The following is a 15888-nucleotide window of genomic DNA, read 5'->3' as shown; positions in this document are numbered from 1 at the left end:
GCCGACGGCTTCGGATTCTCCGACACCCGCCAAGCCGCACGACGCTTCTTCAAAAACGACACCCACTCCATCGTCGTCAAGGCCTTGCAGCTCCTCGCCCGCCGCGGCGAAGTTGACGCCCAGGCACCGGCCCAGGCAATCGAGAAGTACAGCCTCCTCGATGTCAACGCCGGCACCACCGGCGGGGCGGGCGGCGAAAGCTAAGCCTCCAGCGAAGCAAAGCCAAGCGACATCTCGACGGCGGTCCACACCGAAAGGTGCGGGCCGCCGTCGGGCTTTAACGCTTTTGCCGACAAGCGCCCGCGGCGCCGTTCGGTGCGGTCGGCGCGTGACGCGTACCAATCGCAGTTGTAGCCTTCGCACAAATGGAGCTTGTGGATGATGCGCCGTATGCTCAAGGCATGGCAGAGCCGATTCAAACCCCCGCGAAACGTAAAGCGGCTGCGCGCACGGTAACACCGGAAAAGGCGGAGACCCTCAAGCGGCTCCGTGCCAACGTGGGGCAACTGTCCACCACCACCATGCGCAAGCTTGAGAAATCGTTGCCATGGTACAGCCGGCTGAGCTCCGACGAACGTTCAGCTTTGGGCCTGGTTGCCCAAAACGGAATCGCGGCTTTCGTGACGTGGTACGAACGGCCGAGCTCGCCGTCGTGGATCCTGACGGACGTCTTTGGGAATGCTCCTACCGAGCTGACCCGCTCGATCAGCCTGCAAAAGGCCCTCCAGTTGATCCGGATCGTCGTCGAAGTGGTCGAGGACCAGGTCCCGGTGATCGCACCCGAAGCCGACCAACCGTCCTTGCGCGAAGCGGTCCTGCGCTATTCGCGGGAAGTTGCGTTCGCCGCCGCGGATGTCTATGCCCGCGCCGCCGAGTCCCGCGGTTCCTGGGACACCCGGCTCGAAGCGCTCATTGTGGACGCCATCCTCCGCGGCGAGAATACCGATGCCCTTCGCTCCCGGATCGCGGCCCTCGGCTGGAAGGCACAGGAGCGTTTCACGGTGATGGTGGGAAATTCGCCGTCGGAACCCAGCGCAAGCTATGTGAGCGAGTTGCGACGGACCGCCGGACGCTACGCGGAGGACGCCCTGGTCGGCATCCAGGGCGACCGCCTCATCCTGATTCTGGGTGGCGTGCAGGACCGCGACACCGCGTACCTGAAACTCAGCGAACTCTTCGCACCGGGCGCGGTGGTCTACGGACCCGAGGCCGGCTCCCTCCTGGAAGCCAGCAGCTCCGCCCAGGCAGCCTTCGCGGGGCTCACCGCCGCCAAAGCGTGGCCGTCGGCTCCGCGACCGGTCGCCGCGGACGACCTTCTCCCGGAACGCGTCGTCTCAGGCGACGACGCCGCCCGCCGCTCCCTTATCAAGAACATCTACCGGCCGCTGCTCGCCGCGTCCAACGGCCTGGTCGAGACGCTCGGCACCTATTTGGAACTAGGCCATTCCCTCGAAGCGACTGCCCGCGAACTGTTCGTCCACGCGAACACCGTGCGGTATCGTCTCAAGCGCGTCTGCGACGTCACAGGGTGGGACCCGCTCCTCCCGCGGGAGGCTTTCGTGCTCCAAACCGCGTTGGTCGTGGGCCGGCTTTCGGCCCAGCCAAAGGCGACGCCGGAGCGTCACGGTACCCGATCCGCGGGTTGAACCGTTGTAGACTTCCTACAAACTGACCCAGTGAGCTTGGTGTACGCAAACACCAGTAGTTCACGCGGCAATTTGGAAAGCTGGTTACGTGCTTGCAATCGTCTGCCCTGGACAGGGCTCCCAGACCCCTGGATTTTTGGCCCCTTGGCTGGAGCTCCCTTCCGTAGAAGGCCATTTGGCCTCCCTGAGCGAAATCGCAGGCATCGACCTCAAGGCCCACGGCACCACCTCCGATGAAGAAACCATCAAGGACACTGCCGTCGCGCAGCCCTTGATCGTCGCCGCAGGCCTCGTTGCAGCGAAATCGCTGTTCGACGTCGAACTCAGCACCCTTCCGATCGTCCTGGCCGGCCACTCGGTCGGGGAAATCACGGCCTCGGCGCTGGCGGGTGTCCTGAGCGAAGAAGAAGCCATGACGTTTGTCCGCGAGCGTGCCAACAGCATGGCCGCAGCCGCCGCCGTCACCCCCACCGGGATGAGTGCCGTCGTCGGAGGCGATCCGGCCGAGGTGCTTTCCGCCATCGAGGCTGCCGGCGCAACTCCTGCGAACGTCAACGGCGCGGGCCAGACCGTAGCCGCGGGCACGTTCGAACAGCTCCAGGCACTGGCTGACAACCCCCCGGCGAAGGCCAGGGTGATCCCGCTGAAGGTCGCCGGAGCATTCCACACCTCCCACATGGCTCCGGCCGTGAGCGCGCTTGAAGCACTCCGTCCCTCGCTCAAGCCGCAGGCCCCCACGGTTCCGTTGCTCTCGAACTTCGACGGCCGGGAAGTCACGGACGGCGGCGCCGCCGTCGAAAGCCTGATCGCCCAGGTCTCGCGCCCGGTGCGTTGGGACCTCTGCATGGAGAACCTTGTCCAGCGCGGGGTCACCGGCCTCATCGAACTGGCACCGGCCGGCACCCTCGCGGGCCTCGCCAAGCGCGGCATGCCGGGCGTGAAAACCGTTGCCGTCAAGTCACCGGACGATTTGTCCGCTGCACTTGCACTCTTCGCGGAATTGGAGGGAGACGCATGAGCGCCCCCGTACTCAAGCAGGCACCGACGAAAGAATTCTCACGCATTGTGGGCATCGGGGCATACCGCCCGGACATCATCGTCACCAACGACGACGTCTGCCAGTGGATCGATTCCTCGGATGAATGGATCCGCCAGCGCACGGGCATCGTCACCCGCCATCGCGCCGCGGCCGATGTCAGCGTCATTGACATGGCCGAAGGGGCGGCGCGCGAGGCGCTCAAGCAGGCCGGCATCGAGGCTTCCCAGCTGGGTGCCGTCATCGTCTCCACCGTCACGCACCCCTATGCGACGCCGTCCGCCGCTGCCGCCTTGACCGACCGCTTGGGCGCCACGCCGGCACCGGCCTTCGACATCTCCGCGGCATGTGCGGGCTACTGCTACGGCATTGCCCAGGGCGATGCCTTGGTCCGCTCGGGCGCGGCTGAATACGTCTTGGTGGTCGGCGCCGAGAAGCTCTCGGACGTCATCGACAACCATGAGCGAACCATTTCCTTCCTCCTCGGCGACGGTGCCGGCGCCGTGATCATCGGCCCGTCCGACACGCCCGGCATTGCCCCGTCCGTCTGGGGATCCGATGGCAGCAAGTGGAACGCGATCGGCATGACGCATTCCCTCGACGAAGTCCGCAACCTGGGCGAGTCTGCCCGCCATTCGGACGAATCCGACGATCAGGCCATTATTTCCGCAGCGCAGGATGTCTGGCCGACGCTCCGCCAGGACGGGCAGACGGTCTTCCGTTGGGCCGTGTGGGAAATGGCGAAGGTTGCGCAGCAAGCCCTGGACGCCGCAGGAATCGAAGCCTCGGATCTCGCCGCCTTTGTCCCCCACCAGGCGAACATGCGGATCATCGACGAGATGGTCAAGAAGCTCAAACTTCCCGAGACCGTGGTGGTCGCACGGGACATCGCCGATGCGGGAAACACGTCCGCCGCCTCCATTCCGCTGGCCACGCACCGGCTCTTGAAGGAGAACCCTGGGCTCAGCGGTGGCCTTGCCTTGCAGATCGGCTTCGGCGCCGGTCTGGTGTTCGGTGCCCAGGTGATCGTTCTTCCGTAGCTCGGGCGGCGTCTGCCTTCCAATTGAATAGTGCTTTGAAACCCAAGCCGTATCCGCGGTTTGCCCTCATTTCCGGCAATAGCCGGACAACAAGAAAAGGAGCCAACAATGGCTAGCAACGAAGAAATCCTGGCCGGCCTGGCTGAAATCGTGAACGAAGAGACCGGCCTCGCCACCGAAGCCGTGGAGCTGGACAAGTCCTTCACCGAGGACCTGGACATTGACTCCATCTCCATGATGACCATCGTCGTCAACGCTGAAGAGAAGTTCGGCGTCCGCATCCCGGACGAAGAGGTCAAGAACCTCAAGACCGTCGGCGACGCCGTCAACTTCATCTCGAACGCACAGGCCTAGCCTGGCCTCAACTGTGCCGGACTTCGGGTGCGACCTGTTGCATCCGAAGCCCGGCACAGCTGCTATATCTCCCAAAGTTTTTTCCTGCCTTCCCAGTGAGAACAGCACATGGGTTGGCTGATCCGACAGAGAGTGATCGCATGGCACGCAAAGTAGTCATAACCGGTCTGGGCGCCACAACGCCCATCGGCGGCGACGTCCCCACAATGTGGAAGAACGCGCTCAAAGGGGTCTCCGGTGCCCACACACTCGAGGACGAGTGGGTTGCCAAGTATGACCTTCCGGTCCACTTTGCCGCCCGGTGCTCGACGCCGGCCCTCGAGGTCCTGAGCCGCGTTGAAGCCAAGCGCATGGACCCCTCCACGCAGTTCGGTGTCATCGCCGCACGCGAGGCCTGGGCAGATTCCGGTATCACCGAAATCGACCACGACCGCCTTGCCGTGGCCTTCGCTACGGGCATCGGCGGCGTCTGGACGCTTCTGGACGCTTGGGACACGCTGAGGGAAAAGGGTCCCCGCCGGGTCCTTCCCATGACAGTTCCGATGCTCATGCCGAACGGCGTCGCCGCGGCCGTCAGCCTCGACCTTGGTGCCCGCGCCGGTGCGCACACCCCGGTTTCCGCGTGCGCTTCCGGCACCGAAGCCATGCACCTCGGCCTGGATCTCATCCGCTCGGGCAAGGCCGACGTCGTTGTGTGCGGTGGTGCCGAAGCCGCCATCCACCCGATGCCGCTTGCCGCGTTTTCCTCGATGCAGGCGCTCTCCCGCCGCAATGACGATCCTGAGCACGCTTCGCGGCCTTACGACCGCGACCGCGACGGCTTCGTCATGGGTGAAGGCGCCGGCGCCCTGGTCCTGGAAGCCGAGGAGCACGCGATCGCCCGCGGCGCGCGCATCTACGCTGAGCTCGCCGGTACTTCGGTCACGGCTGACGCCTACCACATCACGGCGCCGGACCCGGAAGGCCTGGGCGCTACCCGCGCCTTGAAGGCTGCCATGTTCGACGGTCGCATCCAGGCCGAGGATGTCGTTCACGTCAACGCCCACGCCACCTCGACCCCTGTCGGTGACAAGCCCGAGTACACGGCGCTCCGTGCCGCACTGGGCACCCACGTCGACAATGTGGCAGTCTCTGCCACCAAGTCGCAGATGGGCCACCTGTTGGGCGCTTCAGGGGCCGTAGAAGCAGTGCTGACTGTTCTTGCCGTTTACGAACGCCAGGCTCCGTTGACCATCAACCTTGAGAACCAGGATCCGGAGATCCCGCTCGACGTCGTCACTTCGGCACGCACTTTGCCCGCCGGTGACATTGTCGCTTTGAGCAACTCCTTCGGTTTCGGCGGCCACAACGCCGTCATCGCCATCCGCAACGTCTGACAGTCGCTGCAGGTCGAGGCGCAAAGGCACAAGAGGAGGGCCCCACCGTGGTGGGGCCCTCCTCTTTGCTATGGAAAAACTGTCTCGGTACTTCGTTCCCTAACCGACTTGGTGGAGCCAGCGCACAGGGGCGCCTTCGGCAGCATGCCGGAAGGGCTCGAGCTCTTCGTCCCAGGCCTCGCCGAGCGCCAAGGAAAGCTCATGGTAGACGGCGGCAGGATCTCCCGCCCCCGATTCGTAGGCGTAGCGGATGCGGTCCTCAGTCACCATGATGTTGCCGTGGACATCGGTGACGGCATGGAAAATACCCAACTCCGGAGTGTGCGACCAACGCGCGCCGTCCACGCCTTGGCTGGGCTCCTCGGTGACTTCGTAGCGAAGGTGCGCCCACCCACGCAGCGCCGAAGCCAATTGGGCACCCGTTCCAGGGACTCCTGCCCAAGAGAGCTCGGCGCGGAACATTCCGGGCGCGGCAGGTTGAGGGGTCCACTCAAGATCGGTCCGCTTGTCCACGACCGATCCAATGGCCCACTCAACGTGAGGGCACAATGCGGTAGGGGCCGAATGCACAAACAAGACACCGCGGGTTATTGCAACAGACATTCCATCCTCCATAGCTGTAGGTACGTCTTCCCCAACGACCTCTGCTCGGATGAAATTTTGTTGCGCGGGTGCCGCGCTGTTCCGGTTTCCCTACCTATCTATGATTTTTTCCGCAGCGGAAGAACATTCAAGTTTTGGTTGAAAGTTTCCCCACAGTGCTTTCATTTTGCCGTACGGACCGGAATTACGCCAGTGCGATTCCCGGACGGGCGGTTTTTCTCCCTTTTGACTCTTCGAAGTGTTGCTCGGTTTCTTGTCCTTAGGCACGAGGGTGGGCTTGTTGGTAGCTCTTGCGAAGCCGGTCCACGGAGACGTGGGTGTAGATCTGTGTTGTTGCGAGGCTGCTGTGTCCCAGAATTTCCTGCACCGCACGAAGGTCCGCCCCGCCGTCGAGCAGATGGGTAGCGGCCGTGTGGCGCAGCGCGTGGGGTCCGGTTGCCGCGGTATCCCCCAAGGCTGCAAGGAGGTCATTGACGACACTGCGGGCCTGGCGCTGATCGATGCGGTTACCCCTGGAACTGAGAAAGAGCGCCGGTCCGCTACGCTCGGTTGCGAGCCGTGGACGGCCGCGGCGAAGCCAGTCGTCGACGGCGAGCGCAGCCGGCACACCATAGGGCACCGTCCGTTCCTTGTTTCCTTTACCGAGCACGCGAAGAGTCCGACGCTCCATATCGAGATCGTCGATGTCCAGGCCGGCAAGTTCGCCGACGCGGATCCCCGTGGCATAGAGCAATTCGACGACGGCGCGGTTTCTCAACGGCATCGCAGAGCCGTCAGCGGCTGCCTCTGACAGGTTTTCGAAGATCCTGGAGACCTGCTGCTGGTGAAGAACTCCAGGGAGTGCGTGGTCCCGTCTGGGGGCCTGGAGGCGAATGGCAGGGTCCGAGGCGATGAGTTCTTCCCGCAGGGCCCAGGAGGTGAACGCGCGGGCCGTCGCGGCGTGCCGGGCGAGTGTTGCCCTGGACCGGCCGGATTCACTTTGTGCCCCCAGCCAACGCCGGAGGGTGCCGAGCTCCAGGTCCGCAAGCTCCCCCACGCCCTCTGCCGCAGCGAACCGCAGCAGGCTCTCGACGTCGGCGATGTACGCCCTTACTGTGTGGGCGGACCTGGCCCGTTCGCTTTCGAGGTAGCGACGGAAGTCCTGAACGGACCCGGCGAGTGCTTCGGGGAGCGATTTCTCTTGCACCCTTCCACTGTGCCAGCCGAGGGGCCCGGTAGTTGGCATCGCCACGTTCGGCCATCTTCACCGTTGACCGATGGACTCGTAAATCCTGTAGTACTGCCACACGAGCAACCCCTGCCAGACCGCGAAAAGAACCCAAAGCCATACCGGGCCAGGGCCGCCTTGGACGAACAAGACCGCTCCCACGATCAGAAGGAGACCGATTTGCTGTCAATCACGAACCTCGCGGGCTGCGCCCTTGACTTCATAGTCACTTCGGCTCCTTTGCTGAAACGACGGAAGGACGGTCCCCCATATCGCCCCGAGAGACTAGGCCAAAGTTCAGTTAACTGATAGTCGACTGTCGATTAAGTTGCGAATTTGAGCCCCCGAACCAGGCTCAGCCTGCCATCCGGTCCCAAAATCAGCCCTGCTTACCCGACCTCTTCCATGCCCCGCTCACTGATACCGCCAAACCCAACAGCCCAAGGCGTCCAAGACCGGCCCTGACGGACTCGGGGCTGAGTCCCGCAACGACTGCGAGCTTCTCCACCGAGCTCGTCGAGCGGACCGGCAACGCGTCGAGCAGAATCAGGTCCTCGAGAGTGAGCCCGTCGTGGTCTGAGGCCGCCGTTTCCTTGTCCCCGACGAGCCCCTCACCGCTCGACCCCGCCAGTTCAGCGATCTCTCCGACGTCCGTGACGCAAACAGCTCCGCCATCCCGGAGGAGCCGATGGCAGCCAGCAGAGTTGGCGCTGTGAATGGACCCCGGGACCGCGGCGACCGCCCTGCCAATGGATTCAGCATGATGAGCTGTATTCAAGGCACCCGAACGCCATCGCGCTTCGACCACCACGGTCACGGCTGCCAAGGCGGCGATAATCCTGTTCCGCTGAAGGAACCTATAGCGGGTGGGCGCCGAGCCCGGGGGAACCTCCGCGATGACCGCACCTTGGTTCGCCACGGCACGCAAGAGATCCTCGTTTCCGGACGGATAGTATCGATCCACTCCCCCGGCCATCACCGCGATGGTCGGCATGTCGTTTGTGCCCCCGGCCAAAGCCCCGCGGTGCGCATGCGCGTCGATCCCATAGGCTCCTCCGGAAACAACCGTGCAGCCGCGCTGACCGAGCCCATAAGCGAAATCACCCGTTACGGAGGCCCCGTAGCTTGTGCTGTCACGTGAGCCGACAAGGGCCACGACCCGACGAACGGGTGGGAACTCCAATTCGTGTCCCCGCCACCACAAGCACAACGGCTCATGAAGGCCCAGGTCTGCCAACTGCGCGGGCCACATCGGGTCGCCGGGGATGATCATGCGACCACCCAGCGTTTCATGGTGGCAAGGTCGCGTTCCGGAGCAAGGTCCGGGACCCGTGGCGCCCACCGTCGCAGGGCAGCGGCCAATCCCGCCGCGGCAGAAGAAACCCCGCTCTCACCCAACAAGGAAGCCACTTCCTGCTCAAGCGCGGGCCCGGCCTTGAGCTCGCCGCTCGCTATCTTGAGACCGTCAACGGCCCCCGCCGCCTGCACCAGCGCGAGCCCTGCCGCATCTTGCGGTTCCATCAGCCGTGATAGCGCTGCCCGGGCAAGCCGCTCCCTTTTCCCGTCCGGAACGTCCGGGGTAATCCGCTGGCCGTGTTCAGTCATGGCGTGTCCTTTCATGCGGCCGCAACCGCCTGCCGCAAGCCGAGGGCCTGTCCTATGTCGTCACTGTGGGGCTGGTCCCTGTGGCCCAGATCAGCAAGGGTCCACGCGAGACGCAAGACGCGGTCGTAGCCTCTGGCCGTGAGGATTCCGCGTTCCAGGGAAGTATCCAGAATCTTCGTGGTCGCGGAAGGCAGGCGCAGTTCGCCGCGCAGTACCCGCCCGGGAACCTGCGAATTGGTTTCCATCCCGAAACTCTCTAGCCGTTCCCGTTGCCGCGACCGGGCGGCATGGACCCTCCCGGCGACAGTAGCCGTGTCCTCCTCCGCGCCGGACTGCCCGAAGTCCGCGAGGGACACCCGTTCCACCTGGAGCTGGATGTCCACCCTGTCCAGCAACGGCCCGGACATGCGCCCGAAGTAGCGGCGCCGCATCACCGGGGTGCAGGTGCAATCGACTCCCTTGCCGGTGGCCTTCCCGCAAGGGCAAGGATTCGCAGCCAGGACCAGCTGGAAACGGGCCGGATACGCGGCGGTACCGGCGGAACGATGGATGACCAGCTCTCCGCTTTCCAGAGGCTGCCGCAGGGCGTCCAGGACCCGGCGTTCATACTCCGGCGCTTCATCCAGGAACAGGACGCCACGGTGTGCCCGTGATGCCGCCCCGGGCCGCGGCAGGCCGGAACCACCGCCGATGATTGCTGCCGCGGTCGCGCTGTGATGGGGGTTCTCAAAGGGCGGTCGGCGCAACAGCTGTACCGAGTCAACATGGACGGCCGAAAGCGAATGGATCGCCGTGACTTCCATAGCTTCCCGGTCCCCTAAATCCGGCAAGAGCCCCGGGAGCCGCTCGGCAAGCATCGTCTTGCCAGCACCGGGGGGACCACAAAGCAGCACGTGATGTGCCCCCGCTGCCGCAACCTCCAAGGCGCGGCGGGCATCGCCCTGCCCCGAGACATCGCAAAGATCCGGAGCGAGCACGGCACCCACGTCACCGTCTCCCGCAACGTCACCGTCGGCCGGGTCATAGTCGAGGGCCAGGTCCTGCGGATCGGCCCCGAAATCGAAGGCAAGGCGAGCCAGGGTCTTGTAGCCACGAACCACTGCCCCTGGAACCAACTCCGCCTCGGCGACGTTGGCCTGGGCCACCACAATCTCGGAGTGGCCTGCCTGGACCGCCGCCATGACCGCCGGCAAGATGCCGCGAACCGGTCTCAGCCTGCCATCCAGTCCCAACTCGGAGATGAAAACCGTGTCTTCGGTAGAGCGGATATCTCCGGCAGCGCGCAATACTGCCATGGTGATCGCGAGGTCGAACCCCGAGCCACGCTTCGGCAGTGAGGCCGGAATCAGGTTTGCGGTGATCTTTCGGCGACTCAGGGGGATGCCGGAATTCTGCGCCGCGGAACGAATGCGCTCCTTGGCCTCGTTCAGGGAAGCGTCCGGCAGTCCCAGGATCACGAAATTGGGGAGGGTCTGGCCGATATCTGCTTCGACCTCCACGATGTATCCGTTCAGGCCCAGCAGCGCCACGGAATAGCTTCGACCCACGCCCATCTAGCCCACGCCCTTGAGGTGTTCGAGCTTTGGCTCGCCCACGCCGTCGTCGATGATTCCCACGACATCCACCCGGCGGCGCGGGGCACGCAGTTCGTGATCACGGCACCAGGAGAGGGCCAGGCGATGGAGCCGGGCGAGTTTGGCTGCGTCAACCGCTTCGAAAGGATGCCCATAAGCCAGGTTCTTCCGGGTCTTGACCTCGGCGATCACCAAGGTGTCGCCGTCGAGCGCCACGATGTCGATCTCGCCCTCGGAGCATCTCCAATTGCGGTCCACAATCCGCATTCCCTGGGTTTCAAGGAAAGTTACGGCCAACGTTTCACCGTGCCGGCCCAACAAGTCTTTGGCTTTCATGACCACCTCCGCTTCCAGCGTGGAGGCACGGAAATACCAAAGACAGGGGGCAGTTTGGCTATGTGGGAAACTCCGTCTAACAGACGGTGTGGAGGAAGAGTGGGCGGGCCGTCCTGGTTGCCCAGGGCCTAGTTGCCCAGGTTGCCGAGATCCCCGAGGTCCCCGTCCTTCGGCAAGGAAAGTTCCTCGTTGCGCGGCAGTTCCTCGACGTTGACGTCCTTGAACGTAATGACCCGGACATTCTTCACGAATCGCGCCGAACGGTAGACGTCCCACACCCAGGCATCCTGGAGGGTCAAGTCGAAATAGACCTCGCCGTCGGCACTGCGGGCCTGCAGGTCAACGTGGTTTGCCAGATAGAACCGGCGTTCGGTCTCGACAACGTAGCTGAACAAACCAACGACGTCGCGGTATTCGCGGTAGAGCTGCAGCTCCATGTCGGTTTCGTAGTTCTCAAGATCCTCGGCACTCATAGATCCATCTTGCACCATAGAGCGGGCGCACGCCGCCACGGCCCGGCCGACCCCGTGAAGGACGCGGAAAAGCGGAGGCTAGAGCAGGTTCCAGCTGGTCCGGTGGTACGGCGTAGGACCCGATGATCTGAGCGCATCCCGGTGGAACGACGTGGCGTAGCCCTTGTTCTCGTTCCAGCCGAACGCCGGATATTCCTCGTGCAGCCCAAGCATGATGTGGTCGCGCGCTACCTTGGCAAGCACACTGGCGGCGGCGACGCTCAGGCAGCTCATGTCCGCCTTCACCCGGGTGTGGACCGGCGCCTCACAAGCGGGTCCGGAGGGCTCCGCGTCGAACAACGAACCTTGGCTCTGGGGCGAGAGCCAGTTGTGGCTCCCATCCAGCAGGACGAGGTCCGGATGCACGCCCGACGCGAGGATCTCGAACCAGGCGCGTGTGCCGGCAAGGCGCAGGGCGCCCACAATTCCCAGCGCATCGATCTCCGCCGAACTTGCGTGGCCCACCGCGGATCCAACCGCCCATTCGCGTACCAGCGGTTCCAACCGCTCGCGGTCCTCCGGTTTGAGGAGCTTGCTGTCGCGGACACCGGCGATCAAGCCGTGGTCCGCGAGGTCAACGACGGCGATCCCCACCGACACCGGCCCGGCGAGGGCTCCACGGCCTACTTCATCGACACCCGCCAGAAGGGTGACCCCCGGAGCCAGGAAACCCCGTTCGACATCCAGGGTCGGAAATTCAGGAGCGTGCTTCGTCCGCGCGGCGGGTTTCCGCTGCGTTCGAACCGGAGTTCCCGCTCCCGCCGGAACCATCATTTGCCCGCTGGAGCCGTGGGTGAAGCCGTGTTCTGGGGAGACGGCGCAGGGACGTTGCGGAAGACATCGGAGTGGTTGTCAAGGATCTGCCAACGGTTGATGGGCCACGCAATGACCGTCGCTTGGCCCTCGACGTCGGAGATATCGATGAAACCACCATTGACTGATTGGTGTTCGCGGGAGTCGGCCGAGTTGTTGCGATTGTCGCCCATAACCCAAATTTTGCCCGCAGGGACCACTACATCGAAAGACTTGGCCAGCGGAACCTGGGCAGGATTGATGTAGCTCTCGTTGAGGACCGTGCCGTTGACGCTGACGCGGGCGGAACTGTCGCAGCAGGAGACCCTATCCCCCGGCAGACCGATCACGCGCTTGACGAGGTGTTGGTTTGTCTCGTCAGGAAGCAGCCCGACGAAGACAAGTCCGTCCTGGAACCACTTGAAGGGCCCGGGCGCTGCCTTCTGCGCGGGCGGCAGCCATCCCTGCGTGTCCTTGAAGACCACGATGTCGCCGCGCTGCAGCGCGAAAGGTTGCGGGACCAGCAGATTTACGAAGATCCGGTCGTCCACGTCAAGGGTGTTGACCATGGACTCGGAAGGAATGAAGAAGGCCCGGAACAGGAAAGTCTTGATGAGGAAGGACAACACGATCGCGATGACCACCACGGTGCCGATTTCCCTGAGCCAGCCGAGGAACGGACTGCCGTGGCTTTTGCCGGCGGTTTCAGGCTGATCGCTATCGCCCGTGTCCGATCGCGGACCCCGCCGTGCAGAGCGGCGCGGAGACTCCTGCTCCCCGGAAGCGGCCGCGCTCGAGCCAGTCGCCCTGTCCGCCGCCGGATCGGCGTCGGCTGCAAGATCCATCGCGGAAGCGGACGATCCGTCAAGGAGCCGGGCGTCGTCGTCGTGCCGTTCCGGCTTCCCGGGAGTTGTCTCGGGCATCTATTGTCCGTTCTTCGAGGTTGTACCGGCCTGCGCAGGGCGAGGCAGTTCTGCAAATCTATCAAGCGGCCAGACAATCCGGACCGGACGCCCGATGACACGCTCCAGCGGCACCATCCCTCCGCCGGGTGCGCCCAGCAGCCCACGCGAATCGGCCGACCGTGAACGGTGGTCTCCCATGAGCCACAATCGGTCACTGGGGACTATGACATCGAATCTCTGCTCGCTCGGCGTGTCGCCGGGATACAGATAGGGTTCCTCAAGCGGCTGACCATTGACTGTGAGTTTGCCGCCGGCCCCACAACAAACAACGTGGTCTCCGGGGAGCCCGATGACACGTTTGACGTATGTCGTGTCGCTTCCCGTCAGGCCCAGCCAATGGCCCGTGGCGGCCACTGCGTCGGCAAACGCTCCTTTGCCGCTGTTCAGCGGGGCAAAGGTTCCCCTGCCGTCGAAGACCACAATGTCTCCACGGCGGATAGGGTCCGCGCCGAAATCGGTCCGGGACACAAGGATGCGGTCTCCGGTGCCCAGGATCGGCTCCATGGACTCGGAGGGGATGAAGTAGACGTCGAGCCACAAAGACCGGACAAGCCCGCTGATAGCCACGGCAAGGACAAATGCGAGCAAAACAAAACGCCAGCCCTGTTTCCGGGGCTGGCGTTTTGCGTGGTCCATGATTCGTTTCCTGTTGCGTTGCGGATTTCTCCGGCGCAGGCCGGACACGAATCCAGGACCCGCTGTTGGTCGAAAGACCTACTTGCCGGTGGCGAAGTCGCGCTTTTCCTTGATCTTCGCAGCCTTGCCGCGCAGTGCGCGCATGTAGTAGAGCTTGGCGCGGCGGACGTCGCCCTTGGTGACGACCTCGATCTTCTCGATGATCGGGGAGTGAACCGGGAAGGTACGCTCCACGCCGACACCGAAGGAAACCTTGCGGACCGTGAAGGTTTCGCGAACGCCGTCACCCTGGCGGCCCAGGACGAAGCCCTGGAAGACCTGGACACGGGAGTTCTTGCCTTCGATGATGTTCACGTGAACCTTGATGGTGTCACCCGCGCGGAACTCGGGAACATCGTTACGCAGCGAAGCTGCATCTACGCTATCGAGGATATGCATTAATCCACTCCTGGTGAACGCCACAGGTCATCCACTTTGGGTCACGGCGGTCAAGCCCGGGGCGCAAGGCCGTCCGGAAATTACCGCCGAAGATTTTCAAAGTCCGGTACCACCACTGATTGGCGGTTCCGGATTGTCAGGCTGTTGGTGACGCTCCCCCTGTGGCAGGCGCGAACCCAGTAGACACAAGGGTTAATTCTGCCACACCGCGGGAGTTCCGGCCAATCCCGCGAATGCGGCCCGGTTCCCGCAGACGGCTGGCGGATGAGGCTGCCCGACGGCGGGAGGCTCAGGCCGGGAGATCGCTGTCCGGGCGGCGTCGCAGCCGGCCGTCGACGACGTCGTACCCGAGTTCGCCGAAAGCCGTGCGGTCCGCGCGGGTCAGGCGGCCGGCGTCGAACTCTGCGAGGAGGTCCGGGCGGCGTTCCGCCGTGCGGCGGAATTGTTCGTGGCGTCGCCACTGGGCAATCCTGCCGTGGTTGCCGCTCAAAAGGACGGCAGGCACGTCACGATCGCGCCAGGACGAGGGTTTCGTGTAGACCGGGTACTCGAGCAAGCCGTCCGAATGGGATTCCTCCACCAACGATTCGGGATTGCCGACGACGCCCGGAAGCAATCGTCCGATGGCCTCGACCATGGCCAGGACTGCAACCTCCCCGCCGTTGAGGACATAGTCGCCCAAGCTGACCGGACGGACGGTGAAGTGTCCTGCCGCCCAATCCATGACGCGCTCGTCAATGCCTTCATAGCGGCCGCAGGCGAAAACGAGCCGATCTTCCTCGGCAAGCTCATAGGCGAGGGCCTGGTTGAAGCGCTCCCCCGCGGGCGACGGGACAATCAGGACCGGCTTTTTCTTCGGTACGTCCGATGAGGGCTCAGTTGCGGCAGTTCCGGCATCGGCACTTCGCGCGTCGGCGATGGATTCCAGGGCCTGCGCCCAGGGCTCGGGTTTCATGACCATGCCCGCGCCGCCACCATACGGAGTGTCGTCCACCGTGCGATGCTTGTCCGTGGTGAAGGTCCTCAAGTCATGGACATTGAGCTCCAAGAGCCCATCCTGACGGGCCTTGCCTATGAGGGAAAGCTCGAGCGGCGCCAGGTACTCGGGGAAGATGCTGACGACGTCGATGCGCATCTAGGCGTCATCCTTGGTGTCGGCATCGTCCGCTTCCGCGTCGCCGGCGGAAGCTTCGGTATTCAGTTCGAAGAGGCCCGGCGGCGGGGTGAGCAACACGTAGCCGTCCTCGATGTTGACCTCAGGCACGATTTCCTCGACGAAAGGCACCAGGATTTCCTTGCCGTCCGCGTCTTCAATGACCAGCAGGTCCTGGACCGGCATGGTGTTGAGTGCGGTCACTTTGCCTACGGCCTGCGAGCCGACCCGCACCTCAAGGCCGACGAGCTCATGCTCGTACCAGCCTTCGTCGTCGTCCTCTTCCAGCTCTTCCGTCTCGATGAACAGCTTCGCGCCGCGGATTTCCTCCGCCTGGTTGCGCGTGGAGATCTCTTCGAAACCGAGCAACAGGATGTCCTTGTTCCACCGGGCGCTGATGATGGTCAAGGGACCGGCCTTTGCGGGCTCCACCACGAATTCGGTCCCAGGGACAAAACGATCGCCGGGGGCGTCAGTGAGCACCTGGACGGTGACTTCGCCGCGGATTCCGTGGGGCTTGCCGATTCGGGCGACCTGGAGCTGCATGTGTTCCTCTGGTTTCTTCGCTGGGCCGACGTGGACCAGGACTGGGGATTTGCTCGTAAAACAATCCGG

The 15888-nt window shown here is 64.0% G+C and carries 18 protein-coding genes and 1 pseudogene; 6 read left to right on the top strand and 13 right to left on the bottom strand.

The features are described from left to right. The coding region (locus BMF89_RS19065; protein ID WP_139359741.1) for a hypothetical protein at positions 1 to 204 on the top strand (204 nt) is incomplete at its 5' end. Here BMF89_RS19065 and BMF89_RS19060 read toward each other — a convergent pair. Continuing rightward, entirely contained in the window at positions 201 to 398 is a 198-nt protein-coding gene (locus BMF89_RS19060) for a hypothetical protein (protein ID WP_078108622.1), read from the bottom strand. The two genes, BMF89_RS19065 and BMF89_RS19060, sit on opposite strands and share 4 nt — an antisense overlap. Positions 399 to 401: 3 nt before the next feature. Between BMF89_RS19060 and BMF89_RS19055 the strand changes: the two genes are divergently transcribed. From BMF89_RS19055 to fabF, 5 genes are all read left to right on the top strand, one after another. After that, complete coding sequence (locus BMF89_RS19055; protein WP_078108621.1) at positions 402 to 1646, top strand: helix-turn-helix domain-containing protein; 1245 nt, start codon at positions 402 to 404, stop codon at positions 1644 to 1646. 88 nt (positions 1647 to 1734) lie between these two features. Then, entirely contained in the window at positions 1735 to 2664 is a 930-nt protein-coding gene (locus BMF89_RS19050; RefSeq protein WP_078108620.1) for an ACP S-malonyltransferase, read from the top strand. Next, the gene (locus BMF89_RS19045) at positions 2661 to 3722 is read left to right on the top strand and encodes a beta-ketoacyl-ACP synthase III (RefSeq protein ID WP_078108619.1); all 1062 of its coding nucleotides are present in this window, start codon (positions 2661 to 2663) and stop codon (positions 3720 to 3722) included. The genes BMF89_RS19050 and BMF89_RS19045 overlap by 4 nt, the downstream gene beginning before the upstream one ends. Positions 3723 to 3830: 108 nt before the next feature. Further along, a complete protein-coding gene (locus BMF89_RS19040; RefSeq protein ID WP_028267518.1) occupies positions 3831 to 4076 on the top strand; it encodes an acyl carrier protein in 246 nt (81 codons plus the stop codon). 140 nt (positions 4077 to 4216) lie between these two features. Next, a complete protein-coding gene (gene fabF / locus BMF89_RS19035) occupies positions 4217 to 5452 on the top strand; it encodes a beta-ketoacyl-ACP synthase II (protein WP_078108618.1) in 1236 nt (411 codons plus the stop codon). A gap of 99 nt (positions 5453 to 5551) precedes the next feature. Here fabF and BMF89_RS19030 read toward each other — a convergent pair whose 3' ends face one another. The 12 genes and pseudogenes from BMF89_RS19030 to rimM form a co-directional block, all read right to left on the bottom strand. Next, positions 5552 to 6055, bottom strand: coding sequence for a DUF3145 domain-containing protein (locus BMF89_RS19030; RefSeq protein ID WP_078108617.1), 504 nt, complete (start codon positions 6053 to 6055; stop codon positions 5552 to 5554). A 259-nt stretch (positions 6056 to 6314) separates the two neighbouring features. Beyond that, positions 6315 to 7241 carry a tyrosine recombinase XerC gene (locus tag BMF89_RS19025; protein WP_253190898.1) on the bottom strand — a complete coding sequence of 309 codons (927 nt, stop codon included), beginning with the start codon at positions 7239 to 7241 and terminating at the stop codon, positions 6315 to 6317. Positions 7242 to 7641: 400 nt separating this feature from the next. Continuing rightward, a pseudogene (gene dprA, locus BMF89_RS19020) lies at positions 7642 to 8867 on the bottom strand (DNA-processing protein DprA). An 11-nt stretch (positions 8868 to 8878) separates the two neighbouring features. Further along, entirely contained in the window at positions 8879 to 10420 is a 1542-nt protein-coding gene (locus tag BMF89_RS19015; RefSeq protein ID WP_078108615.1) for a YifB family Mg chelatase-like AAA ATPase, read from the bottom strand. Beyond that, complete coding sequence (locus BMF89_RS19010) at positions 10421 to 10777, bottom strand: YraN family protein (protein WP_078108630.1); 357 nt, start codon at positions 10775 to 10777, stop codon at positions 10421 to 10423. A 128-nt stretch (positions 10778 to 10905) separates the two neighbouring features. Continuing rightward, complete coding sequence (locus tag BMF89_RS19005) at positions 10906 to 11250, bottom strand: DUF2469 domain-containing protein (RefSeq protein WP_028267525.1); 345 nt, start codon at positions 11248 to 11250, stop codon at positions 10906 to 10908. Positions 11251 to 11328: 78 nt separating this feature from the next. Continuing rightward, positions 11329 to 12063 carry a ribonuclease HII gene (locus BMF89_RS19000; protein WP_078108614.1) on the bottom strand — a complete coding sequence of 245 codons (735 nt, stop codon included), beginning with the start codon at positions 12061 to 12063 and terminating at the stop codon, positions 11329 to 11331. Next, positions 12060 to 13004 (bottom strand): signal peptidase I, encoded by a 945-nt coding sequence (lepB, locus tag BMF89_RS18995; RefSeq protein WP_078108613.1) that lies wholly within the window; start codon positions 13002 to 13004, stop codon positions 12060 to 12062. Before lepB (BMF89_RS18995) ends, BMF89_RS19000 begins: the two co-directional genes overlap by 4 nt. Beyond that, the gene (lepB, locus tag BMF89_RS18990) at positions 13005 to 13682 is read right to left on the bottom strand and encodes a signal peptidase I (RefSeq protein ID WP_078108612.1); all 678 of its coding nucleotides are present in this window, start codon (positions 13680 to 13682) and stop codon (positions 13005 to 13007) included. It abuts the gene before it with no gap. Positions 13683 to 13760: 78 nt separating this feature from the next. Next, positions 13761 to 14120, bottom strand: coding sequence for a 50S ribosomal protein L19 (gene rplS / locus BMF89_RS18985; RefSeq protein ID WP_059387674.1), 360 nt, complete (start codon positions 14118 to 14120; stop codon positions 13761 to 13763). Positions 14121 to 14409: 289 nt separating this feature from the next. Beyond that, positions 14410 to 15255, bottom strand: coding sequence for a tRNA (guanosine(37)-N1)-methyltransferase TrmD (trmD, locus tag BMF89_RS18980; protein WP_078108611.1), 846 nt, complete (start codon positions 15253 to 15255; stop codon positions 14410 to 14412). Continuing rightward, positions 15256 to 15819 carry a ribosome maturation factor RimM gene (rimM, locus tag BMF89_RS18975; protein ID WP_139359740.1) on the bottom strand — a complete coding sequence of 188 codons (564 nt, stop codon included), beginning with the start codon at positions 15817 to 15819 and terminating at the stop codon, positions 15256 to 15258. It abuts the gene before it with no gap. Between the last annotated feature and the right edge of the window lie 69 nt (positions 15820 to 15888).

The organism is Arthrobacter sp. SRS-W-1-2016 (assembly GCF_002009585.1).
In the GTDB taxonomy this organism is placed as follows: Bacteria; Actinomycetota; Actinomycetes; order Actinomycetales; family Micrococcaceae; genus Arthrobacter; species Arthrobacter bambusae_A.
The sequence above is the reverse complement of the archived record's forward strand: the minus strand, read 5'-3'. Positions and strand labels throughout refer to the sequence as shown.

Excerpts from the sequence above, each read along its gene's own strand:
- BMF89_RS19055 (WP_078108621.1), top strand. The coding sequence starts at position 402 with ATGGCAGAGCCGATTCAAACCCCCGCGAAACGTAAAGCGGCTGCGCGC.
- BMF89_RS19045 (WP_078108619.1), top strand. The coding sequence starts at position 2,661 with ATGAGCGCCCCCGTACTCAAGCAGGCACCGACGAAAGAATTCTCACGC.
- BMF89_RS19040 (WP_028267518.1), top strand. The coding sequence starts at position 3,831 with ATGGCTAGCAACGAAGAAATCCTGGCCGGCCTGGCTGAAATCGTGAAC.
- fabF (WP_078108618.1), top strand. The coding sequence starts at position 4,217 with ATGGCACGCAAAGTAGTCATAACCGGTCTGGGCGCCACAACGCCCATC.
- BMF89_RS19030 (WP_078108617.1), bottom strand. The coding sequence starts at position 6,055 with ATGTCTGTTGCAATAACCCGCGGTGTCTTGTTTGTGCATTCGGCCCCT.
- BMF89_RS19015 (WP_078108615.1), bottom strand. The coding sequence starts at position 10,420 with ATGGGCGTGGGTCGAAGCTATTCCGTGGCGCTGCTGGGCCTGAACGGA.
- BMF89_RS19010 (WP_078108630.1), bottom strand. The coding sequence starts at position 10,777 with ATGAAAGCCAAAGACTTGTTGGGCCGGCACGGTGAAACGTTGGCCGTA.
- BMF89_RS19005 (WP_028267525.1), bottom strand. The coding sequence starts at position 11,250 with ATGAGTGCCGAGGATCTTGAGAACTACGAAACCGACATGGAGCTGCAG.
- BMF89_RS19000 (WP_078108614.1), bottom strand. The coding sequence starts at position 12,063 with ATGATGGTTCCGGCGGGAGCGGGAACTCCGGTTCGAACGCAGCGGAAA.
- lepB (WP_078108613.1), bottom strand. The coding sequence starts at position 13,004 with ATGCCCGAGACAACTCCCGGGAAGCCGGAACGGCACGACGACGACGCC.
- lepB (WP_078108612.1), bottom strand. The coding sequence starts at position 13,682 with ATGGACCACGCAAAACGCCAGCCCCGGAAACAGGGCTGGCGTTTTGTT.
- rplS (WP_059387674.1), bottom strand. The coding sequence starts at position 14,120 with ATGCATATCCTCGATAGCGTAGATGCAGCTTCGCTGCGTAACGATGTT.
- trmD (WP_078108611.1), bottom strand. The coding sequence starts at position 15,255 with ATGCGCATCGACGTCGTCAGCATCTTCCCCGAGTACCTGGCGCCGCTC.
- rimM (WP_139359740.1), bottom strand. The coding sequence starts at position 15,819 with ATGCAGCTCCAGGTCGCCCGAATCGGCAAGCCCCACGGAATCCGCGGC.